The sequence below is a fragment of the Paenibacillus vietnamensis genome, assembly GCF_020169515.1.
GTDB classification, from domain to species: domain Bacteria; phylum Bacillota; class Bacilli; order Paenibacillales; family Paenibacillaceae; genus Pristimantibacillus; species Pristimantibacillus vietnamensis.
Genome location: NZ_JAHMHW010000001.1, coordinates 289,200 through 306,954 on the forward strand (window position 1 = coordinate 289,200; position 17,755 = coordinate 306,954).

At 56.0% G+C, this 17,755-nt stretch carries 19 protein-coding genes; 14 read left to right on the plus strand and 5 right to left on the minus strand.

All coding sequences use genetic code 11. From position 1 onward, the window contains the following. Positions 1 to 5: 5 nt before the first annotated feature. Together KP806_RS01070 and KP806_RS01075 are read right to left on the minus strand one after the other, a co-directional pair. Positions 6 to 428 (minus strand): DUF11 domain-containing protein, encoded by a 423-nt coding sequence (locus tag KP806_RS01070; protein ID WP_224722399.1) that lies wholly within the window; start codon positions 426 to 428, stop codon positions 6 to 8. 345 nt (positions 429 to 773) lie between these two features. After that, positions 774 to 1,691: a helix-turn-helix domain-containing protein gene (locus KP806_RS01075; protein WP_224721708.1), complete on the minus strand. Its 918-nt coding sequence runs from the start codon at positions 1,689 to 1,691 to the stop codon at positions 774 to 776. Positions 1,692 to 1,831: 140 nt separating this feature from the next. Here KP806_RS01075 and KP806_RS01080 point away from each other — a divergent pair, with 140 nt between their 5' ends. The 11 genes from KP806_RS01080 (at position 1,832) to KP806_RS01130 (ending at position 11,286) form a co-directional block, all read left to right on the plus strand. Next, positions 1,832 to 2,566: a ThuA domain-containing protein gene (locus KP806_RS01080; protein ID WP_224721709.1), complete on the plus strand. Its 735-nt coding sequence runs from the start codon at positions 1,832 to 1,834 to the stop codon at positions 2,564 to 2,566. A gap of 169 nt (positions 2,567 to 2,735) precedes the next feature. Beyond that, positions 2,736 to 4,352 carry an S-layer homology domain-containing protein gene (locus KP806_RS01085; RefSeq protein WP_224721710.1) on the plus strand — a complete coding sequence of 539 codons (1,617 nt, stop codon included), beginning with the start codon at positions 2,736 to 2,738 and terminating at the stop codon, positions 4,350 to 4,352. A 132-nt stretch (positions 4,353 to 4,484) separates the two neighbouring features. Beyond that, entirely contained in the window at positions 4,485 to 4,790 is a 306-nt protein-coding gene (locus KP806_RS01090; protein WP_224721711.1) for a hypothetical protein, read from the plus strand. Positions 4,791 to 4,948: 158 nt separating this feature from the next. Continuing rightward, complete coding sequence (locus KP806_RS01095) at positions 4,949 to 5,206, plus strand: hypothetical protein (protein WP_224721712.1); 258 nt, start codon at positions 4,949 to 4,951, stop codon at positions 5,204 to 5,206. Positions 5,207 to 5,335: 129 nt separating this feature from the next. After that, positions 5,336 to 5,656 (plus strand): Dabb family protein, encoded by a 321-nt coding sequence (locus KP806_RS01100; protein WP_224721713.1) that lies wholly within the window; start codon positions 5,336 to 5,338, stop codon positions 5,654 to 5,656. Further along, entirely contained in the window at positions 5,649 to 6,110 is a 462-nt protein-coding gene (nikR, locus tag KP806_RS01105; protein WP_224721714.1) for a nickel-responsive transcriptional regulator NikR, read from the plus strand. The genes KP806_RS01100 and nikR overlap by 8 nt, the downstream gene beginning before the upstream one ends. A 149-nt stretch (positions 6,111 to 6,259) precedes the next feature. Next, positions 6,260 to 7,858, plus strand: coding sequence for an ABC transporter substrate-binding protein (locus tag KP806_RS01110; protein WP_224721715.1), 1,599 nt, complete (start codon positions 6,260 to 6,262; stop codon positions 7,856 to 7,858). A 15-nt stretch (positions 7,859 to 7,873) separates the two neighbouring features. Then, positions 7,874 to 8,869: an ABC transporter permease gene (locus KP806_RS01115; protein ID WP_224721716.1), complete on the plus strand. Its 996-nt coding sequence runs from the start codon at positions 7,874 to 7,876 to the stop codon at positions 8,867 to 8,869. Next, positions 8,866 to 9,735 carry an ABC transporter permease gene (locus KP806_RS01120; protein WP_397376340.1) on the plus strand — a complete coding sequence of 290 codons (870 nt, stop codon included), beginning with the start codon at positions 8,866 to 8,868 and terminating at the stop codon, positions 9,733 to 9,735. Before KP806_RS01115 ends, KP806_RS01120 begins: the two co-directional genes overlap by 4 nt. 35 nt (positions 9,736 to 9,770) lie before the next feature. Beyond that, on the plus strand, positions 9,771 to 10,697 hold the full coding sequence (locus KP806_RS01125) for an ATP-binding cassette domain-containing protein (protein ID WP_224721717.1): 927 nt from the start codon (positions 9,771 to 9,773) through the stop codon (positions 10,695 to 10,697). Then, positions 10,687 to 11,286: an ABC transporter ATP-binding protein gene (locus tag KP806_RS01130; protein WP_224721718.1), complete on the plus strand. Its 600-nt coding sequence runs from the start codon at positions 10,687 to 10,689 to the stop codon at positions 11,284 to 11,286. The genes KP806_RS01125 and KP806_RS01130 overlap by 11 nt, the downstream gene beginning before the upstream one ends. Before the next feature lie 9 nt (positions 11,287 to 11,295). Here KP806_RS01130 and KP806_RS01135 read toward each other — a convergent pair whose 3' ends face one another. Further along, positions 11,296 to 12,141: a helix-turn-helix transcriptional regulator gene (locus tag KP806_RS01135; protein WP_224721719.1), complete on the minus strand. Its 846-nt coding sequence runs from the start codon at positions 12,139 to 12,141 to the stop codon at positions 11,296 to 11,298. Positions 12,142 to 12,268: 127 nt separating this feature from the next. Between KP806_RS01135 and fabF the strand changes: the two genes are divergently transcribed. From fabF to KP806_RS01150, 3 genes are all read left to right on the plus strand, one after another. Next, a complete protein-coding gene (gene fabF / locus KP806_RS01140) occupies positions 12,269 to 13,504 on the plus strand; it encodes a beta-ketoacyl-ACP synthase II (protein ID WP_224721720.1) in 1,236 nt (411 codons plus the stop codon). A gap of 96 nt (positions 13,505 to 13,600) precedes the next feature. Next, positions 13,601 to 14,713, plus strand: a complete 1,113-nt coding sequence (locus tag KP806_RS01145) for an AI-2E family transporter (RefSeq protein WP_224721721.1) — start codon at positions 13,601 to 13,603, stop codon at positions 14,711 to 14,713. Between the two features lie 90 nt (positions 14,714 to 14,803). Then, entirely contained in the window at positions 14,804 to 15,628 is an 825-nt protein-coding gene (locus KP806_RS01150; RefSeq protein WP_224721722.1) for a uroporphyrinogen-III synthase, read from the plus strand. Positions 15,629 to 15,679: 51 nt separating this feature from the next. On the opposite strand, the gene KP806_RS01155 is transcribed toward KP806_RS01150, so the two are convergent. After that, on the minus strand, positions 15,680 to 16,513 hold the full coding sequence (locus tag KP806_RS01155) for a DUF4163 domain-containing protein (protein WP_224721723.1): 834 nt from the start codon (positions 16,511 to 16,513) through the stop codon (positions 15,680 to 15,682). A 267-nt stretch (positions 16,514 to 16,780) separates the two neighbouring features. Continuing rightward, a complete protein-coding gene (locus KP806_RS01160; protein WP_224721724.1) occupies positions 16,781 to 17,728 on the minus strand; it encodes an AraC family transcriptional regulator in 948 nt (315 codons plus the stop codon). Between the last annotated feature and the right edge of the window lie 27 nt (positions 17,729 to 17,755).

The window sequence follows — 17,755 nt, forward strand, 5'->3', positions numbered from 1 at the left end:
TAGGCTTATTTGCGGGAAGGCAGAACAGTGGAGCTTATTGTGGCGGTGTTGTTATCGGGATCGTCATCGAAGGTTGTCGACGTCGCGGTTACCGTGTTCGTAATTCTTCCCGTTTTAATCGGAATGACCATGATCTCGACGGTAGCGGTAGCGCCGTTCGGTAAAGTGCCCAAGCTGCACGTGACAATACCGCCTGCTACCGCACAGCTGCCTTGAGAGGAGGTGGCCGAAAGAAAGCTGACGCCGGCTGGCAGCGTATCCGTAACGGTCACGCCGGTCGCATCCGACGGTCCCGTGTTATCCACTGTCACGGTATAATGAAGAATTTGCCCGACTCTTACCGGATCAGGGGCAGCCGCCTTATTCGCGATCAGGTTGGCGCCGGCTCTTCTGGTAAAGGCAAAGAATCGGCGTTTGCTACCCCCCAGCCTTCGTCCGGGGCACCAGCTGCGAGAGCTTCTCCGCCGCTCGTCTCAATAGTCGGGATATATCGCAAACCTACATCCGTTATTCCACTCGGAGGAGGGGAAGGATTACCTCCGGGTACAATCAAATTCCCTTCCGGATTTATGCCAAGCTGGACCAATGAACCGTTGTCGATGATGGGGTCTAACGGGTTTGAAGCCGTTAAGCTTGTATGATGATTTTTTGATTTTTCTCATTCAAAGTACAAACGCCTCCATAAACGGGATATTAATTAGGTATATGAGGGGAGTCTGTACTTTGTATGGATGATTGTCTAACAAGCATAGATTTTGATGTCATCCGCCTGATCAGAACGGCCCCGACAGCCGCTCCTTGAACTGTCCCGGTGAACAATCGTTGTACCGCCTGAACATGGAATAGAAGTGGCCCATATTCGTCATGCCGACGGCCTCGGCTACTTCGGCGATGCTCATGTTGTTCGTGAGCAGCAGCTGCTCCGCTTTTTTGATCCGCTTGAACGATACAAAATCCGTGAAGGACATCCCGACCGTCTTTTTGAACTGCTTGATGAAATAGGTGTAGCTGAGGTTGATTTGGCGGCAAAGGTCGGGCACGGCGATTTTGTCGCTGAGATGGGCTTCAACGTAATCGAGCACAGGCTGCATGCGGCGGAGCATGGCGTCGTCGCTGTAGTGCAGCTTTCCCCTCCGGTCGTGGCGGAGGAGCAGCAGCAGCATTTCCTTAAATCGGGCCGACACGGCCAGATCGTAGCCTTCCTGCCCTTGCTGCATTTCTTCGTGTATATCCCGGATTAGCTGTCCGCACGCAGCCCGAACGGACGGGTTTTCCTGAAAAATATAATTCAGGGCGCTCAGCGGGCGAATCATTTCCGAAAAACGTTTCATGCTGCCCATGCTGCTCTGGTCCCAATAGTTTTGCAGATCGACCTGAAAGACGTAATAGCTTAGCTTCCGGTCCGTCGGCAGCGTCTTGTGGGGCTCGTGCGAGCCGAAGAGGGCGATATCTCCCTTATTTAATACGAGCTTCTCGTCAGGACAGAATGCCGTTAACTGGCCATCGGTAATGAGAATAAACTCGATTTCTTTATGGTAATGCCATTGGACAAATTTTTTCTGGGTCCAGTCGGTCTCGGTTTGGCGCTGAATCTCTTCAGGGGTAAGGTCCTGTGAGATGATTTGCCAGATTCGGAGCGCAAGCAGCGGATTTTGGTAGATGACCTTTTCATGATGCATTTCGGGATACATAGCGTCTCCTGTCGAATCGTTTTTATTTATTATACAACAGAATAGCGTAATAATTAGATGGATTATGGTATTGGTAGCCGTATAAATATTGACTACAATGTAGAAGATCGAAGTAAAAATCGCATAAGGACGTGAAAACGATGGCAGAAACGATAAACGTAACGATTTGGAACGAATACCGGCATGAGAAAACAAACGATAAGGTAAGAGAAATTTATCCGAACGGAATTCACGCGGCAATCGGGGAAGGCCTCGACTCACGCCACAATATTACGTATGCCGTACTGGACGATCCGGAGCACGGCTTGTCCGAAGAGGTGCTGAACAAGACGGATGTGCTGCTGTGGTGGGGACATATGGCGCACGGCGACGTCAGTGACGAGATCGTGGAGCGCGTCTACAACCGCGTATTGAAAGGAATGGGACTGATCGTCCTGCATTCCGGGCATTTCTCGAAAATTTTCAAGAAGCTGATGGGAACGTCCTGCGACCTGAAATGGCGCGAAGCGAACGAGAAGGAGCGTATCTGGGTCGTCAATCCGGGACATCCGATCGTGGACGGCATCGGGGAATACATCGAGCTGCAGGAGGAGGAAATGTACGGGGAGCATTTCGACATTCCGCAGCCGGACGAGCTGGTCATGGTCAGCTGGTTCGAAGGCGGCGAAGTGTTCAGAAGCGGCTGCTGCTATACGCGCGGAGCGGGTAAGGTGTTCTATTTCCGTCCGGGCCATGAGACGCACCCGACATACTACAATGCGGACGTCAGAAAAGTAATCGCCAACGCGATCGGCTGGGCCGCGCCCGTGAAGCGCGATTATCCGCGGTACGGCCATGCGGTGCCTTCGCTCGAACCGATCAAGGGCAGGGGCTAACGGCCGGTTCGTCCCACCTTTTGTGCAACTTAATTGAAGGGCGGCTCGTCATTATTGGCGGGCTGCTTTTTTTTGTGCCTGCGGAGACCAAGGGGAGAGATGATTCCCGCAACAAATGAAGGAACAAGGGAGAGGAAACGGTTTGAAGAGTAGGATGAAGTTGAAGTTGATGGGGAAAACAACGCTGATCGCAGGGGCCGTTACGCTGCTGCTCCTTAGCTCGGCGCTGCAGGCCTTCGCTTACGACGCCCGGCTCAGCCTGTACAAGGACGTGCCGGAGAAGGACTGGGCGGCGGAGTCGGTGTACCGCTTGTCCGCGCTCGGCGTGATCGACGGCTATGGGGATAATACATACCGGCCGGGCGACGCTCTGACAAGAGAGGCGTTCGTCAAGCTGCTCGTACAATCGGTAGAGCCTGCAGCCGGGAAGGAGAAGGCTGCCGCCCTCCAGGACGTGGCCAAGGACCGCTGGTCTTATGAGCCGATCAAAAAAGCCTATGACGCGGGTTGGCTTGACGCGCTTACGGCGGGCGGCAAATTTAAGCCGGCTCAAAGCATCAAGCGCGAGGAAGTGGCTGCCTTGATCGCCCATGCGCTGCTGCAGAACGAATCCGAAGAGGAGAAGCGGCTCTGGTTCGAGAAGGGCTGGCTGGAAGCGCGCGAACAAGCCGATTTCGGCGATATGGGAAGCGCGGATGCGAAGCTCGCTCCTTATGTCATGAAAGCCTATTCCGAATCGATTATGCTGGGGGATACTAAGGGCAACTTCCTGCCGGCGAAAACACTGACCCGCCGCGAAGCGGCCGTCACGATCGACCGGCTGACCGGGCATCAAAGCGACGGCCGGATTCTTGAGCTGTCCGCGTTTGATTCCGCAGGAGGCCCGTACAAAAATTACGGCCGCTTCGCCTCTGCGGACGAAATGATATTCGATTGGGCGAACCTGAATTATGAAGGTGCAGGCCATGCAACCGCCGCCTTGAAGCTGCCGGCCGATTACAAGCAGGCACTGAGCGCAGCGGAGGCGGGCGGAGCGTCCAAGACGCTGATGGTGTTCGGGAATACGATAAGCCAGAAGCTTGGCGAATTTGTTATGGACCGGGAAGCGCATCAAGCGTTCGCGGACTCTCTCGGCAGCCTGGCCGCCGATCCGGCCTACGGCTTCGATGGCGTCACTATCGATTTCGAGGGCCTGATCCCGGACTCCTACCGGGAGCCTTTCATCGAGCTGCTCCGTACGGTGAAGTTCGCGCTCGGAGACGATATCGCCTTATCTGTAGCGGTTCCGCCGTCTAATTATTACGATGGTTTTGACTACGAGCAGATCGGCGGGCTGGCGGACCGCGTCATCCTGATGGCCTACGATTTCACGCACGCAGCCAGCGGGCTGCCGTCGGCTCCGCTCACGCTAGTCGGAGACTCGGTGCGGGACATTTTGGAGCACGTTCCGGCGGATAAGCTCATGCTTGGCATTTCGAAGCAGGCCAACCAATGGACGACGAAGCCGGACGGTACGGTCGATTTCTTCCGTTCGCCGGCTATCGCGGCGGTTGAAAGCCGGATCGCCGATCCGGGGACGAAGTCGGATATGCCGCTGCCTTTCTTTTTGAACCGCTTGACGTTCACGGATAACAGGGGCTCGCACCTGCTTTGGTATGAGGACGCGAAAAGCATCGAAGCAAAGCTGCGGCTGGCGCGGGATTTGGGCTTGCGGGGAGCGGCGTTGTGGCAGATCAACCAGCTTACCGATACCGATTGGACGATGATTTCGTCGTTTAACGAGTAAGGTCGACGGAAGGAAGGAGCCGCTTGCGGTAAATCTGAGATTTTTCTCATCGGCGTTTCTGTTTCATCGTTGATTCATCGGTTAAATAACAGGTAGCAACATCAACCACGAGCCTGAAAGGGGAAAATAACCATGAAGAACACGCCGAAAAAAAGAAACGCCGCCAAGCTGCTAATGATCGCCATCATGAGCGCCGTGCTCGTCTTTTCCGCGGCTGCTTGCAACAACAATGAAAACGACAACGGCAACACGGATGTCATGACCGATGTGGATACGAATAACAATTCGGACGCAGGAACAGGCGGGGGGAATGACGCTTCTTCTGCCGATAATTCGGACGCGGCGACAGGCGGAGGGAACGACGCTTCTGGCTCTACCGATACTCCATCTGACGACGATTCGGCGGCAGGAGAAGGAACCGGTTCCAGCACGCCATAATAAATAGTACGATAAAGGGACGCCTGCTGCGGCAGGCGTTCCTTTCCTTTATTTTCCTTTCGTAAAAAATATTTTTCGACTTCGCGATTCGACAAACTTTGAAAACGGAAGAAGTTATACTTAATTCGGAAGTTATTCATAGACATCGGAGGTCGTTCATGATTAATTCAACGCTGAAAAAAAGGGTCGTCTGGTTCATTCACAGTGAAGTTGAGCGGGTACTGAGCAATTTGAAAAACGGAGCCGTCAATAAGGATAACGCCTTAGGCAGCCTGAGCACGCTGTTTCAGGTCGCTTCGTCAACCAAGGATGCGGATTCCATGGAGTATATTTGTACGGTCATTGATCATATACGAAGCTCGAAGCATACGATCGGCTTGTTTTATTTTACCGAGATGAGACAAGAGTCGTATTAGAGCCAAGAGGTCCGCAGCTCTTCCTCGAACGAGGGGCTGTTTTTTTATGCCTTCGGAGGCAGTTGTGGGGGAGGGGATTTCAATATAGTATAGAAAGTATGATTATGAACCGACAGGGGATGAGAGAAGTTGTACGAGCACCTGGTATCCTTTAAATTTCGCGAACCGCTTGATCAGGGCAAGGAGCGCGAGCTGCTGGACGCCCTGCACGCATTGAAAGAAGCTGTCCCGGGAATCGTGGAGCTTACGGCCGGAGCGAATCAGACTCCCGAGACCGATAATATTCAAGGCTATACGCTAGGCCTCAGAGTAACGTTCGCCCACCGCCAGGCGCTGCTGGATTACGGTCCGCACCCGGCCCACCAGGCTTTTGTCCGATTGCTGGACGGCTTGATCGACAATGTGATCGTTGTGGATTATCCCGTACACGAGGTGCATAAGCGTGGCTGATGCGAAAGAAGAGCTGGTCCGTTTCGGCGTTTCGTTCCCGGCTCCGCTCATCGAGCAGTTCGACCGGTACATCGACGAGCAGGGGTATACGAACCGTTCGGAAGCGATCAGGGATTTGGCGCGGCGTTCTTTGCTGGAGCCGTCCAGAATGAACGGTCAGGAATATGTAGCCGGCACGATCGTTATCGTCTTCGACCATCATGTGACCGATCTGCCTGTCGTGCTGATGGAGATCCAGCATCGTTATCATCATGCGATTATCTCCAACATGCATGTTCATTTAAACCATGCCCAGTGCCTGGAGGTGATCGTGGTTCGCGGACAGCTGTCCGGGCTGCGGGAGCTGCACCAGCAAATTCAGACGCAGAAAGGCGTCACCTATGCCGAGCTGTCCGTTACGTACGCCGATAGGCATGGTGACGATACGCATCACCACGATCACGGGCATCCGTAAACGCCTCCTGAACAATAGAACCGCTCAAGAGTCCGCTCTTGGGCGGTTTGTTGCGTTTGGGAGGAGGTAAAATAACGTGTAAGAACAGGCAGGCCGTGTTACAATATTCCATAATCGTGTCACAAAAGAACAATAGAGGATGAGGGAGCTTGAGGAGAAGCGTACTGGGATTCATATCAGCACTTTTATTAGTCACAATAGCGACGGGATGCGCAGAAGGCAGGGACGAGCCTGGGTCGGAGGAGCAAGCAGCGCAGGATGGGCTGGTGCTGGCGGTCGGCTCGGAGCCGGAAACGGGATTCGATCCGGTTAAAGGCTGGGGCCGCTATGGCTCTCCGCTCTTTCAGAGCACTTTGCTGAAGCGCGACGATCAGCTGAAAATTGTGAACGATTTGGCGACGGGCTACAAGGTCAGCGGAGACGGACTTACGTGGACGGTTAAGCTGCGGGGGGATGCGGTATTTTCCGATGGGGAGAAGCTGACCTCAGACGATGTCAAATTTACGTTCGATACGGCGGCAAGCGGAGGTTCTTCGATCGATTTGACGAATCTGGAAAGCGTCGAAGCGGCGGAAGGACAAGTAAAGTTTAAGCTGAAAAAACCGCAGTCTACCTTTGTGTACCATCTGATTACGACAGGCATCGTTCCGGAGCACGCTTATTCAGACGGTTATGCTGAACATCCCGTTGGCTCCGGGCCGTATACGTTCGTGCAATGGGACAAAGGCCAGCAGCTGATCGTCCAGGCAAATCCGAATTACTACGGGGACAAGCCATCCTTCAAGCGGCTGACGTTTTTGTTTCTTCAAGAAGATGCGGCGTTCGCGGCAGCGAAGGCCGGAAGCGTCGACGTTGCATACATCCCCTCTACCTTCAGCAGCCAGGCGGTCAAAGGCATGCGGCTGGAGGATATCAAAACCGTCGATAACCGCGGCATTGCGTTTCCTTACGTGAAGGCAGGCGCGAAGACGGACGAAGGTTATCCGATCGGCAACGACGTAACGGCGGATGAAACGATCCGCAAGGCGATCAATACGGTCATCGACCGTCAGCGGCTGGTGGACGGCATTTTGGAGGGCTACGGTTCGCCTGCCTATACGGCTGTCGACGGCTTGCCTTGGTGGAACGAGCAATCGGTCATAGAGGACGGCGATGCCGCGGCCGCCAAGCAAATGCTGGCGGATGCAGGCTGGAAGGATACGAATAACGACGGAATCGTTGATAAAGGCGGCCTGGAGGCAGTGTTTACGCTGCTGTACCCGTCGGGCGACATGACCCGTCAGGCGCTTGCGCTGGCCGCCTCGGAGATGGTGCAGGCCGCCGGCATCCGCATGAACGTCGAGGGGAAAAGCTGGGACGAAATCGAGAAGCTGATGCACTCGAATGCGGTGCTGCTCGGCTGGGGAAGCCACGATCCGCTCGAAATGTATAATCTGTACAGCAGCATTTACGGCGGTGTCGACTACTATAATACCGGCTTCTATGCAAACGAATCGGTAGATAAATGGATGGATAAGGCACTTGATGCAAGATCGGAACAGCAATCGCTGGAGTTTTGGAAAAAAGCGCAGTGGGACGGGCAAACGGGCCTCAGTGCCAAGGGCGATGCGCCTTGGGCGTGGCTGGTCAATATCGATCACCTGTATCTTGTCAATGATAAGCTGGACATCGGCGAGCAGCGTATTCAGCCGCACGGCCACGGTTGGCCGATTACGGACAACATTGAAGACTGGGCTTGGAGAGAGTAGCGGGAGAGGTATACTATGTTACGTTTAATTGCCGGATTTATCGGAAAAAAAGCGATCCGTCTGCTCACCCTTCTGGCTGCGGTCAGCGTCATCAGCTTCGCGCTGGTCAATGCGTCTCCGGTTGATCCGGTGCAGGCGTATATCGGCGCGGACGTCATGCGGGTCGGCCCGGAGCAGAGAGCGGAAATCGCCGCCTATTGGGGGCTTGACCGGCCTTTTCCGGAGCGCTTTCTGAAATGGGCAAACGCTCTGCTGCATGGAGATATGGGAACTTCGATGATCTACCGCGAGCCGGTTGTGAAGGTGATCGGAGAACGTTTTCTCTCCTCCGTGTGGCTGATGGCGCTCGCCTGGACGTTTTCCGGCGTTATCGGCTTTGCGGCCGGTATCGCGGCTGCGATGCGAAAGGACAGCTGGATCGACAGGCTTATTAAAGGCTTCTGCTACACGCTAGCTTCGACGCCGGCTTTTTGGATCGGCCTGCTGCTCATGATGTTATTCAGCGTGTGGCTGGGCTGGCTTCCTGTCGGACTTAGCGTACCGGCAGGCGTACTGGCGGATGAGGTCATCCTTCTGGACCGGCTCCGTCATCTTATTTTGCCGGCTGTTACGCTTAGCGTGGCCGGCATCGCGCCGATCGCGCTGCATACGCGCCAGAAGCTGGCCGACGTGCTGGAAAGCGACTATATTTTGTTTGCCAGAGCCAGGGGGGTGAGCGGGCTGGCTTTGATCAGAAGGCATGGACTTCGCAATATTGCGCTGCCCGCCTTGACGCTGCAGTTCGCTTCTTTCGGGGAGCTGTTCGGAGGGGCAGTGCTGGCGGAGCAGGTGTTCTCTTATCCCGGACTCGGTCAGGCGACGGTAGAGGCGGGACTTCGCGGAGACGTGCCGCTGCTGATGGGGCTTGTCCTGTGCAGCACGCTGTTCGTGTTTACCGGCAATACTTTGGCCGATTTCCTGTACCGGATCGTCGATCCACGGATGAGGGCCGGAAAGGGGATGATCCGATGATCCGGAGGCATATGCTGCAGGCAGCGGGAATGAATACGGGCATTCCGCGCTGGAACGGCCGGATACGTACCGCTATATCCGTCTCGGGCGCGATCGCCTTATTGGCCGTTATTATGCTGGGCAGCCGGCTGATGGGCAGCGAAGGGCTTGCCGTTTCACTGGAGGAACGGAATATGGCGCCGTCTCCAGCCCATCTGTTCGGGACGGACTGGCTGGGCCGGGATATGCTTTCCCGGACGGTGAAGGGTCTTGCGTTAAGCATTCAAGTCGGGCTTCTCGGCGCCGCCTGCAGCACATTGATCGCGGCGGTTATGGGCCTGGCGGCCGCGACGCTTGGCAGAGCTGCGGACCGGTGCATCAGCTGGCTGATCGATGTCAGCTTGAGCGTCCCTCATCTGGTCATGCTCATTCTGATCGCCTTCGTCTGCGGAGGCGGCATGAAGGGCGTTGCGATCGGCATAATGCTGACGCACTGGCCGAGCCTGGCCCGCGTCGTCAGGGCGGAGGCGCTGCAGCTGATGTCCGCGGATTTTGTCCTCGTGTCCCGAAAGCTCGGGAGATCGCGGATGTGGATTGCTTCGCGTCACTTGGCGCCGCATATCGGGCCGCAGCTGCTGGTCGGATTTCTTATGCTGTTTCCGCATGCGGTGCTGCATGAAGCGGCGATTACGTTTCTGGGTCTCGGCATGTCGCCGCATCAGCCGGCTATCGGCATTATTTTATCCGAATCGATGCGTTATCTGTCGACAGGCATGTGGTGGCTCGCCGTCTTCCCGGGGGCGGGGCTGCTGCTTGCGGTTTGGGCGTTCGACCGGATCGGCGGCCATTTGCGGAGGCTGACCGATCCCGGAAGCGTTCGCTTATAAGAACAAAAGTGCTGCGGAAAAAGGAGGAGATTCATATGACGTTGTTGGAAGTCAAAGATCTATCGATTTCCTTCCTGCACTATGCGAAGGGCAGCCGCCGGGACAAGACGAATGTCGTGGACGGCCTGGACCTCGAGGTTCATGAGGGCGAGATCGTGGCGGTCGTCGGGGCCAGCGGCTCGGGCAAAAGCCTGCTCGCCCATGCCGTTATGGGCATCCTTCCGAAGAACGTCCTCGTATCCGGCGACGTGAGCTACAAAGGCGAGCGGCTGGATGCCGCTCGCCTGAAACGGTACAGGGGCACGGAAATCGCGCTTGTTCCGCAATCCGTCGCGTTTCTCGATCCGCTGATGAAGGTGGGCGAGCAGCTGCATGCTCCGGCGGACGGCAGGGAACAGGCTGCCGAGCGCCGGACGCTGTTTCAGAAGCTGAAGCTGAGCCGGCAGACGGAGAAGCTGTTCCCATTCCAGCTGTCAGGAGGGATGGCCAGAAAAGTGCTGTTCTCGACCGCAGCTGTTGCCAGAACGCGTCTGATCATTGCCGACGAGCCGACGCCGGGCATGCACGAGTCGGATGTCCGCGAGGCGCTCGCGCGCTTTAAGTCGCTTGCCGAGAAAGGCTGCGGCGTGCTGCTGATCACGCACGATATCGAGGCGGCGCTTCGGATAGCGGACCGTATCGCCGTCTTTTATGCGGGAACGGCGGTGGAAATCGCCCGGGCGGAGGATTTTTCAGGCAGCGGAGAGCAGCTCAGACATCCGTATACGAAAGCGCTGTGGCGGGCGCTGCCGCAAAACGGCTTCGAGCCGCTGAAAGGGGCTGGCCAGGCGTCCGGGCCGGCCGTGGAATTGGGCTGCCCGTTCGGGAGCTGCTGCGGATCGGCAACGGGACGCTGCGCCGAAGGAAAACCCGAGCCTCGCGAGCTGCGCGGCGGATGGGTGAGGTGCGTACATGCTTCTTGAAGCGAATCATGTGGGCTGGCGATATGACAAGGGCGACTGGCTGTTCCGGAATGTGGACTTAACGGTGCGGGCGGGCGAAGTCGTCGGTTTGACGGGACCAAGCGGAAGCGGAAAAACGACGCTTGGCCGTCTGCTGGCCGGTTATATGCAGCCGGCCGAGGGGACTGTGTCGGTCCAGGGCAGATCGCCCGGCGGAAACGCACACGACCCCGTGCAGATGGTTTTCCAGCATCCGGAGCGGGCCGTCAATCCCCGCTGGCGCCTTGAGAAAACGGTGAAGGAAGGCTTTGTGCCGGAGCCCGGCCTGCTGGAGGCGCTCGGCATCCGGCCTGCATGGCTGAGCAGATATCCAAGCGAGCTGTCGGGAGGCGAGCTGCAGCGCTGCTGCATTGCGCGTGCGCTCGGCCCGGAGACGCGCTTTATCGTCGCCGATGAAATGACAACGATGCTGGATGCCGTTACGCAGGCGCAAATATGGCACGCAATGCTGGACATCGTCCGCGAGCGTCAAATCGGCCTGCTCGTAATCAGCCACGACCGTCCCCTCGTCAGCCGGATTTGCGACCGGTCGATCCCGTTCGGGGAATAGGAGAGTATGCTATTCCCCGTTTTTTTCCATCCGCTTTCTAAGCTTCGATTCCGTGGCGGTATCGGGAGCCGGCGTATAGATGCTGCAGCGCAAATCGCTTTCGCCTTGAACCTGCAGCGAGGTCAAATGAAACAGCATTTTGCCGGCTTTGGCATGCCGGAATTCCAGCAGCACGTCGGGGGCGGTGCTGACCTGGCTTTGCTCCCACAGCCGCCGGAATTCCGGATGACGCGCTTTCATTTCTCCGATAAACCCTTCATACCAGTCATCCTGCGCATATTGACCGTAATAGGCCCTGAAGATAGCGAGAAAGCCTCCTGCAAATTGCTCCCAATTGACAGACAATCTCCGAAACTCCTTGCGCTCGAACAATAGCTCGATAATGTTCCGCTGCTCCGCCGGAATGCGCTCAAAGTCCATAAACACAAGAGACGCCGCATCGTTCCAGCCCACGATCCGGCATCGGCGGTCGGAAATGATACAGGGGCAAAATCGCAGCTCTTGTACGATTTTTTGGAGAGAGGGCGTCATCTCCGCGCTGAAATCCTTTAGGGGAGCCGCTGCCGGTCCGCTTTCCTTGGCAAGGGAATGAATGTACTTGCGCTCGTCCTCGTTAAGCCGAAGAGCCGCCGCTACGCAATCCAGCACGGAGGCGGAAACGGAAATGTCGCGCCCCTGCTCAAGCCACGTGTACCAGGTCGGGCTGACTCCCGCCAGCTGGGCAACCTCCTCTCTGCGCAAGCCGGGCGTCCTCCTGCGGCTTCCGGCCGTAAAACCGGCGGAGACAGGATCGATCTCAGCCCGTTTGGACCTCAGAAACTCCGACAGCGCCTTCAAACGTGCATCTCGCTTCATCCGCAAACGCCTCCGTTCCGTTCGATTAAACTGGTAGTCATTATACTATAATAAACGACAACTTGTAATAGGATAACACCTGTGACAAACTCTAATCATCCTAGCAGACAAAAAAGGAGAGCTTACGATGGAGAGGGTTGTTATTACGGGGATGGGTGTCATCTCGCCTTTGGGCAACGAGGTAGAGACGTTCTGGAAACGGCTGTCGGACGGGCAGTCGGGCATTACGCCCATAGATCGTTTCGATACGGCGCAGCATAAAACAAAAATCGCCGGACTTGTCCGGGAATTTGATTCGGAGGCGCTGTTCGGGCGCAAGGAAGCGAGGCGTATGGACCTCTTCACCCAATATGCGCTCGCAGCCGCCATGCAGGCGGTCCGCCATTCGGGGTTACAGCCGGACCGGATGGACCCCGAACGACTGGGAGTTTATGTCGGCTCCGGCATCGGCGGGATCCAGACGCTGATGGAGCAGGCGTCAGTCCTGCAAGAAAAAGGCCCTTCACGCGTAAGTCCGACGCTGGTGCCGATGATGATCTCGAATATGGCGGCTGCGACGATCAGCATTCATTTCGGGGCGCAGGGACCGACGATGTCTCCGGTAACGGCTTGTTCCATCGGCAACACGTCGATCGGCGAGGCATGGAGATTGATCCGCTCGGGCGGAGCGGACGCCGTTATAGCGGGCGGGGCGGAGGCTGCGGTTACCGGCATCTCGCTGGCAAGCTTCGGCAACGCGACCTCCATATCGGCGCGCAATGCGGAGCCGGAGAGGGCGAGCCGGCCGTTCGATGCCGGACGAGACGGATTTGTGATGGCCGAAGGCGCGGGCATTGTCGTCATGGAAGCTTTATCTCATGCACTGCGCCGGGGCGCGCCTATTCACGCCGAGGTGATCGGCTATGGCGCCAGCTCGGACGCTTATCATATGGTAGCGACGCATCCAGAGGGAAAGGGCGCTTACCTGGCGATGCGGCAGGCATTGCGCGAAGCGAACCTTGCGCCCGCCGACATCGACGTGATCAGCGCTCATGCGACCGGCACGGAAATCGGGGACCGGTCGGAAACGGCCGCGATCAAGAGGCTGTTCGGCGAGCAGGCCTACCGGGTTCCGGTTACGGCAAACAAGTCGATGACCGGGCATATGCTCGGCGCGGCCGGAGGCGCGGAGGCGATCGCACTGGTCAAGAGCCTCCAGGAGGGGCTGATCCCTCCGACCATTAACCAGGAAGAGCGCGATCCCGAATGCGATCTCGACTATGTCCCGAATGCCGCACGCGAGGCGAAGCTGGAAATCGGCATGTCCAACTCGTTTGGCTTCGGCGGCCATAACGCGGTCATCCTGTTAAAAAAATTCCGCTGACCCCGAATTTTTCGGCGCAGCTTGTCGCGTACATGCTGTTTCTATCCATCCGGCCCCGGGTACTACAGTGATAAAGACCGGAAACGGGGCGATGGAATGACGAATATCCGAAAAGACCGGAAGGGCCGCAGAGGGAGCTTGTCCACCTTCATCAAATGGTGCTTCGCCATCATATTGGTGCTGATCATCTTGTACCTGTGCAGGCAGGTCGATTATATTTTCAGGCCGCTGCTGTCGTTGTTCAGCCTCATTATCGTACCGCTGATGCTTGCCGGGTTTTTGTATTATTTGCTGCGTCCGGTCGTCGATTGGCTGGAGGAGCACAAGCTGCACCGGACGCTGGCCATCGTGCTGCTTTATGTGGCATTCGCGGCTATCGCAGCCGTCTTCAGCATCGGGATCTGGCCGTCGCTGCGGAATCAGGTCATGAATTTGGCGGAAAACGCCCCCGACCTGTTTGAGACGTTAAGTCAGCAGGTAATGGAGCTGGAGCAGAAGGGATTTCTGTCTTCGTTTCTCCCTGAGGATGTGAATCCGCTAACCAAGCTGACGGATTATTTGAACAGGGGCTTTTCCGTGCTGTCCGAGTACGTGTCAGGATTATTTACGTTTTTCTCGAATTTTGCAATCGCGATGGTGACCTTTCCGATCTTGCTGTTTTATATGCTGAAGGAAGGCGGGAAATTTGGGGATAATATTGTTGCATTTACCCCAAAACGGTTCAGGAGCGATGCGAGGGAAGTGCTGATCGATATCGACCATGCGATCGGCAGCTTTATCGTGGGACGGGTCGTCGTCAATCTGGCGCTCGGGGTGCTGATGTACGTCGGATTTGTTCTGATCGACCTGCCGTATGCGCTGCTTTTGACGGCAGTAGCCGTCGTACTGAACTTTATTCCTTTTATCGGGGCGTTTCTGTCGTCGGTTCCCGTCGTCATTATCGCATTTATCGAATCTCCGTCCATGGCGCTCTGGTCGGTCGTCATCATTACCGCGGCCCAGCAGATTCAGGACAATCTGATTGCGCCGTATGTGTTCGGGAAGCAGCTGGATATCCATCCGTTCACGACGATCGTCCTGGTGCTGGTCGGCGGAGATATGGCTGGAATTCTTGGCATCCTGCTTATTATTCCCGTCTACATGACGATCAAGATCGTCTGGCTTAAGCTTTACGAGCTGTTTTTCAGGGAACATTGGGAAAATGCTTAATAGGGGTGTGCAAAACGCCCTCTTTTGGTATAATGATGTCACATTATATTACACAAGCTTAGATAATAACGGAAAGTACGGTGGCATACGATGGGAATCCCGGCCTTGAAGGATAAAAGGATCGTAATCGCGGGCTCGCGAAAAACGGATGAAATGTCTTTAATCGTGGAGAAACAAGGCGGAGAACCCCTGATCCGGTCCTTGCAAGGACTGACGATGTTTGATGAAGAGTCGCTTGAGGAGCCATTGCGGCGGCTGGCCGAGCAAGGAGCCGATTGGATCATATTGACGACGGGCATGGGCTCGGACAGCCTGGTAAATGCGGCTGAGAAGCTGGGCATCAAGGATGAGGTGCTTAAGGCATTGGCGGGTGCTCAAATTGCGACAAGAGGGTACAAGACGTCCGCTTTCATCAAGCGGATGGGGCTGCAGGCCGCCGTCAGCGACGATGACGGAACGATGAACGGGCTGATCGAGAATCTGTCTTCGCTCGACTTCGAAGGGAAGCGGGTATGGATTCAGCTTCACGGCGAGCCGGCACCGGAGCTGGAGCGTTTTCTGAAGGAAAAAGGGGCTGCTCACGTGGAGCCGGTTTTGCCTTACCGGCATGTGCCTCCCGAAGAAAGCACCCTCCGCAAATTCATCGACGAGCTGCAGACTGCAGCCGTAGACGCGGTTTGTTTCACGACGGCCGTGCAAGTGCTCTATTTGTTCAGGCGTGCGAAGGAAACGGGCCAGGAGAAGATGCTGCTGCAAGCGTTCGAAGGACCCGTGCTCGCTGGAGCGGTAGGTAAAGTAACGGCACAGGCGCTGCAGGATTGCGGAGTGAAGCGGATCATCGTTCCGGAGCTGGAGCGCATGGGGGCGTTGATCATTGAGCTTGGACGTTATTATGAAAGCGAGCCGACGGAATAATCGGCTTTGGGCTGTGCCCGCGGGTTGAATCGACCTGCGGACACAGCCTTTTTACTTCCGCCATATCGGCGATTGCGGATCGGCCAGCTCCCCCAGCACGGCTTCCGGAAGGTCGAGTTCGTAAAAGCCGATGGCGTATATGGCATCCCGGAACAAAGTCAGCGCCTTTCCGTCTTCCGTTTCCCGGACCCAGAACTGCACCGAATCCGGTTCGCTCATAAATGAGCCTGGTTCGTGGAGAGTTTCCCCGGTCCCTTCGGGCCTGAGCCGGCCTTTCGCGATCTGCTCCCGTACAATCCGGCTTAGCTTCTCCTCCGTATCCGGTCCGGCGCGCAGCGCATCCTTCACGCGCAGCCGCTCGCCCGTGCGCAGATCAAAAACGAAAGCAGCGCGTTTCTTAATCGGATGCGCCTGCGGCATCATGCTGAAGAAGCCGTCCGACACGATGCTGACGATATGCGGATTCAAGTAAGTTACTTGATACCGGTTGACTATCGTCCCGTAGAAAAAGGTTTCGTCCTCCGCGCCGTAAAGCTCCGCCCACCGGTCTTTGTCCGCCTGCCTCTCCGTCAAATTTTGCTCTACGGCAGCCAAAGCCTCGGCAAGCTCTTCCTTAGCGTGAGCCTGAAGGGCGGAGTTGATTTTGGCTTGCGCATCCCGATTTTGCAATCCGTCCAGCTGAACAAGGACGGAGTCCTCCGAATAGCTGACACGTTTATCGGGAGAACGGAGCGGGACGGCATGGGCGACAGCCAGTCCGGCAGTTTGGCTGAGCGATGCGCGGCCGGCCGGCGCAGCACCCGCTGCATACGCTTCGCACCGCAAACCTGCGGGATATCCCGCAGCCGCCAGGCTGATAACGATAAATAACAATAACATTCTCATCATTCGTTCCTCCGCGGCTTCGGCGATTTTTCTCCATCGGACAATTTCCGCGTTGTCCCCGGGCACATACAATAGGGTAAATAGCCCAATCGGTGCCGGAAGGGGAGCAGCGCTGTGAATAAGCGGACTTTAATGATCATATCGCTAGTCATTTACATCTTGCTTGCCGTATTATTCGTTATTTTATCGGTTTTTGATTGAACACATACGCATGAGCATGAGAAAAGGAAGCAGCCGCACTTCAATTTGTGCAGGTCTGCTTCCTTTTTAACGGGCGGCCGCATCCTCTGGGGATTGCTGCAGCTTCATCTTCCGGTAGTCCTTCGGAACGACGCCCTTTGTCTCGCGAAAAATTCGAGAAAAGGTTTTGTACGAGCCGTAGCCGACCTCCAGCGCAATATCGGCGACGCTCATATCCGTCGATACGAGCAGGCTGCAGGCATGCCGAAGGCGAAGATCGTTCAGAAAATGAACGAAGGTTTGGCCGGTGGTCTGCTTGATCACCTCACTGATGCGCGAGACGCTGAGCGAGAAGCGGGAGGCCAGATCGGATAGCGCAAGCTCTTCCTGGTAGTTCCGGTGGATGTAGTGGATGATCGGCCACACGGCCGCGCTTGCCTTCGGATTTGCCGCATGTTGCGTATGCTCGGGGGCGGGAGCATGCTTCCTCCGGTAACGGTCAAAGCAGGCCAATATTTCCTTCAGCCTGATCTTAAGCATCGTACGCCGCCAAGGCTCTTGCCCTATATATTCGTGATACATATCTTTAATTAAAAAATTCATTCTATCTTTGTCCGCCCCGCTCATATGGACGAACGGCGGCAGGGCATTTTGGCCGATCAAGTCCATCAGTCCTTCTTCCTGCCCGGACTCCATCAGCAGGTCCATGCTGAACATACAGTTGTATAAGACGAGCGTGCTGCCGGGCTCTGTGAACAGCTCATGCACCTGGTACGGCAGCACGAAGGTGAAGGTGCCCGGAACCATCGGATGATTGACATTGTTAATCGATTCGGAGCCGATTCCGTCCACGACGAAGGAAAACTCCAAAAAATCGTGGCGGTGCGGACGGAAGCCGTGGTACAGCCGGTTTAAGCTAATATGAAGAGGAGAAGACGTATTCATGTTTGGATACGTTTTCAAGTAGTCGGGAATATAGGTCATGTAATAATCGATTCCTCCGAAAAACTGAGACTTTTTCCGAAAAACAAGCACGATTTCTTGTCCCGTTTATTTTAACAT

What these genes read in the sequence shown, in the direction of transcription:
- KP806_RS01075 (WP_224721708.1), bottom strand. Translation starts at nt 1,691, where the DNA reads ATGTATCCCGAAATGCATCATGAAAAGGTCATCTACCAAAATCCGCTG.
- KP806_RS01080 (WP_224721709.1), top strand. Translation starts at nt 1,832, where the DNA reads ATGGCAGAAACGATAAACGTAACGATTTGGAACGAATACCGGCATGAG.
- KP806_RS01085 (WP_224721710.1), top strand. Translation starts at nt 2,736, where the DNA reads ATGGGGAAAACAACGCTGATCGCAGGGGCCGTTACGCTGCTGCTCCTT.
- KP806_RS01090 (WP_224721711.1), top strand. Translation starts at nt 4,485, where the DNA reads ATGAAGAACACGCCGAAAAAAAGAAACGCCGCCAAGCTGCTAATGATC.
- KP806_RS01095 (WP_224721712.1), top strand. Translation starts at nt 4,949, where the DNA reads ATGATTAATTCAACGCTGAAAAAAAGGGTCGTCTGGTTCATTCACAGT.
- KP806_RS01115 (WP_224721716.1), top strand. Translation starts at nt 7,874, where the DNA reads ATGTTACGTTTAATTGCCGGATTTATCGGAAAAAAAGCGATCCGTCTG.
- KP806_RS01120 (WP_397376340.1), top strand. Translation starts at nt 8,866, where the DNA reads ATGATCCGGAGGCATATGCTGCAGGCAGCGGGAATGAATACGGGCATT.
- KP806_RS01125 (WP_224721717.1), top strand. Translation starts at nt 9,771, where the DNA reads ATGACGTTGTTGGAAGTCAAAGATCTATCGATTTCCTTCCTGCACTAT.
- KP806_RS01130 (WP_224721718.1), top strand. Translation starts at nt 10,687, where the DNA reads ATGCTTCTTGAAGCGAATCATGTGGGCTGGCGATATGACAAGGGCGAC.
- KP806_RS01135 (WP_224721719.1), bottom strand. Translation starts at nt 12,141, where the DNA reads ATGAAGCGAGATGCACGTTTGAAGGCGCTGTCGGAGTTTCTGAGGTCC.
- fabF (WP_224721720.1), top strand. Translation starts at nt 12,269, where the DNA reads ATGGAGAGGGTTGTTATTACGGGGATGGGTGTCATCTCGCCTTTGGGC.
- KP806_RS01145 (WP_224721721.1), top strand. Translation starts at nt 13,601, where the DNA reads ATGACGAATATCCGAAAAGACCGGAAGGGCCGCAGAGGGAGCTTGTCC.
- KP806_RS01150 (WP_224721722.1), top strand. Translation starts at nt 14,804, where the DNA reads ATGGGAATCCCGGCCTTGAAGGATAAAAGGATCGTAATCGCGGGCTCG.
- KP806_RS01155 (WP_224721723.1), bottom strand. Translation starts at nt 16,513, where the DNA reads ATGAGAATGTTATTGTTATTTATCGTTATCAGCCTGGCGGCTGCGGGA.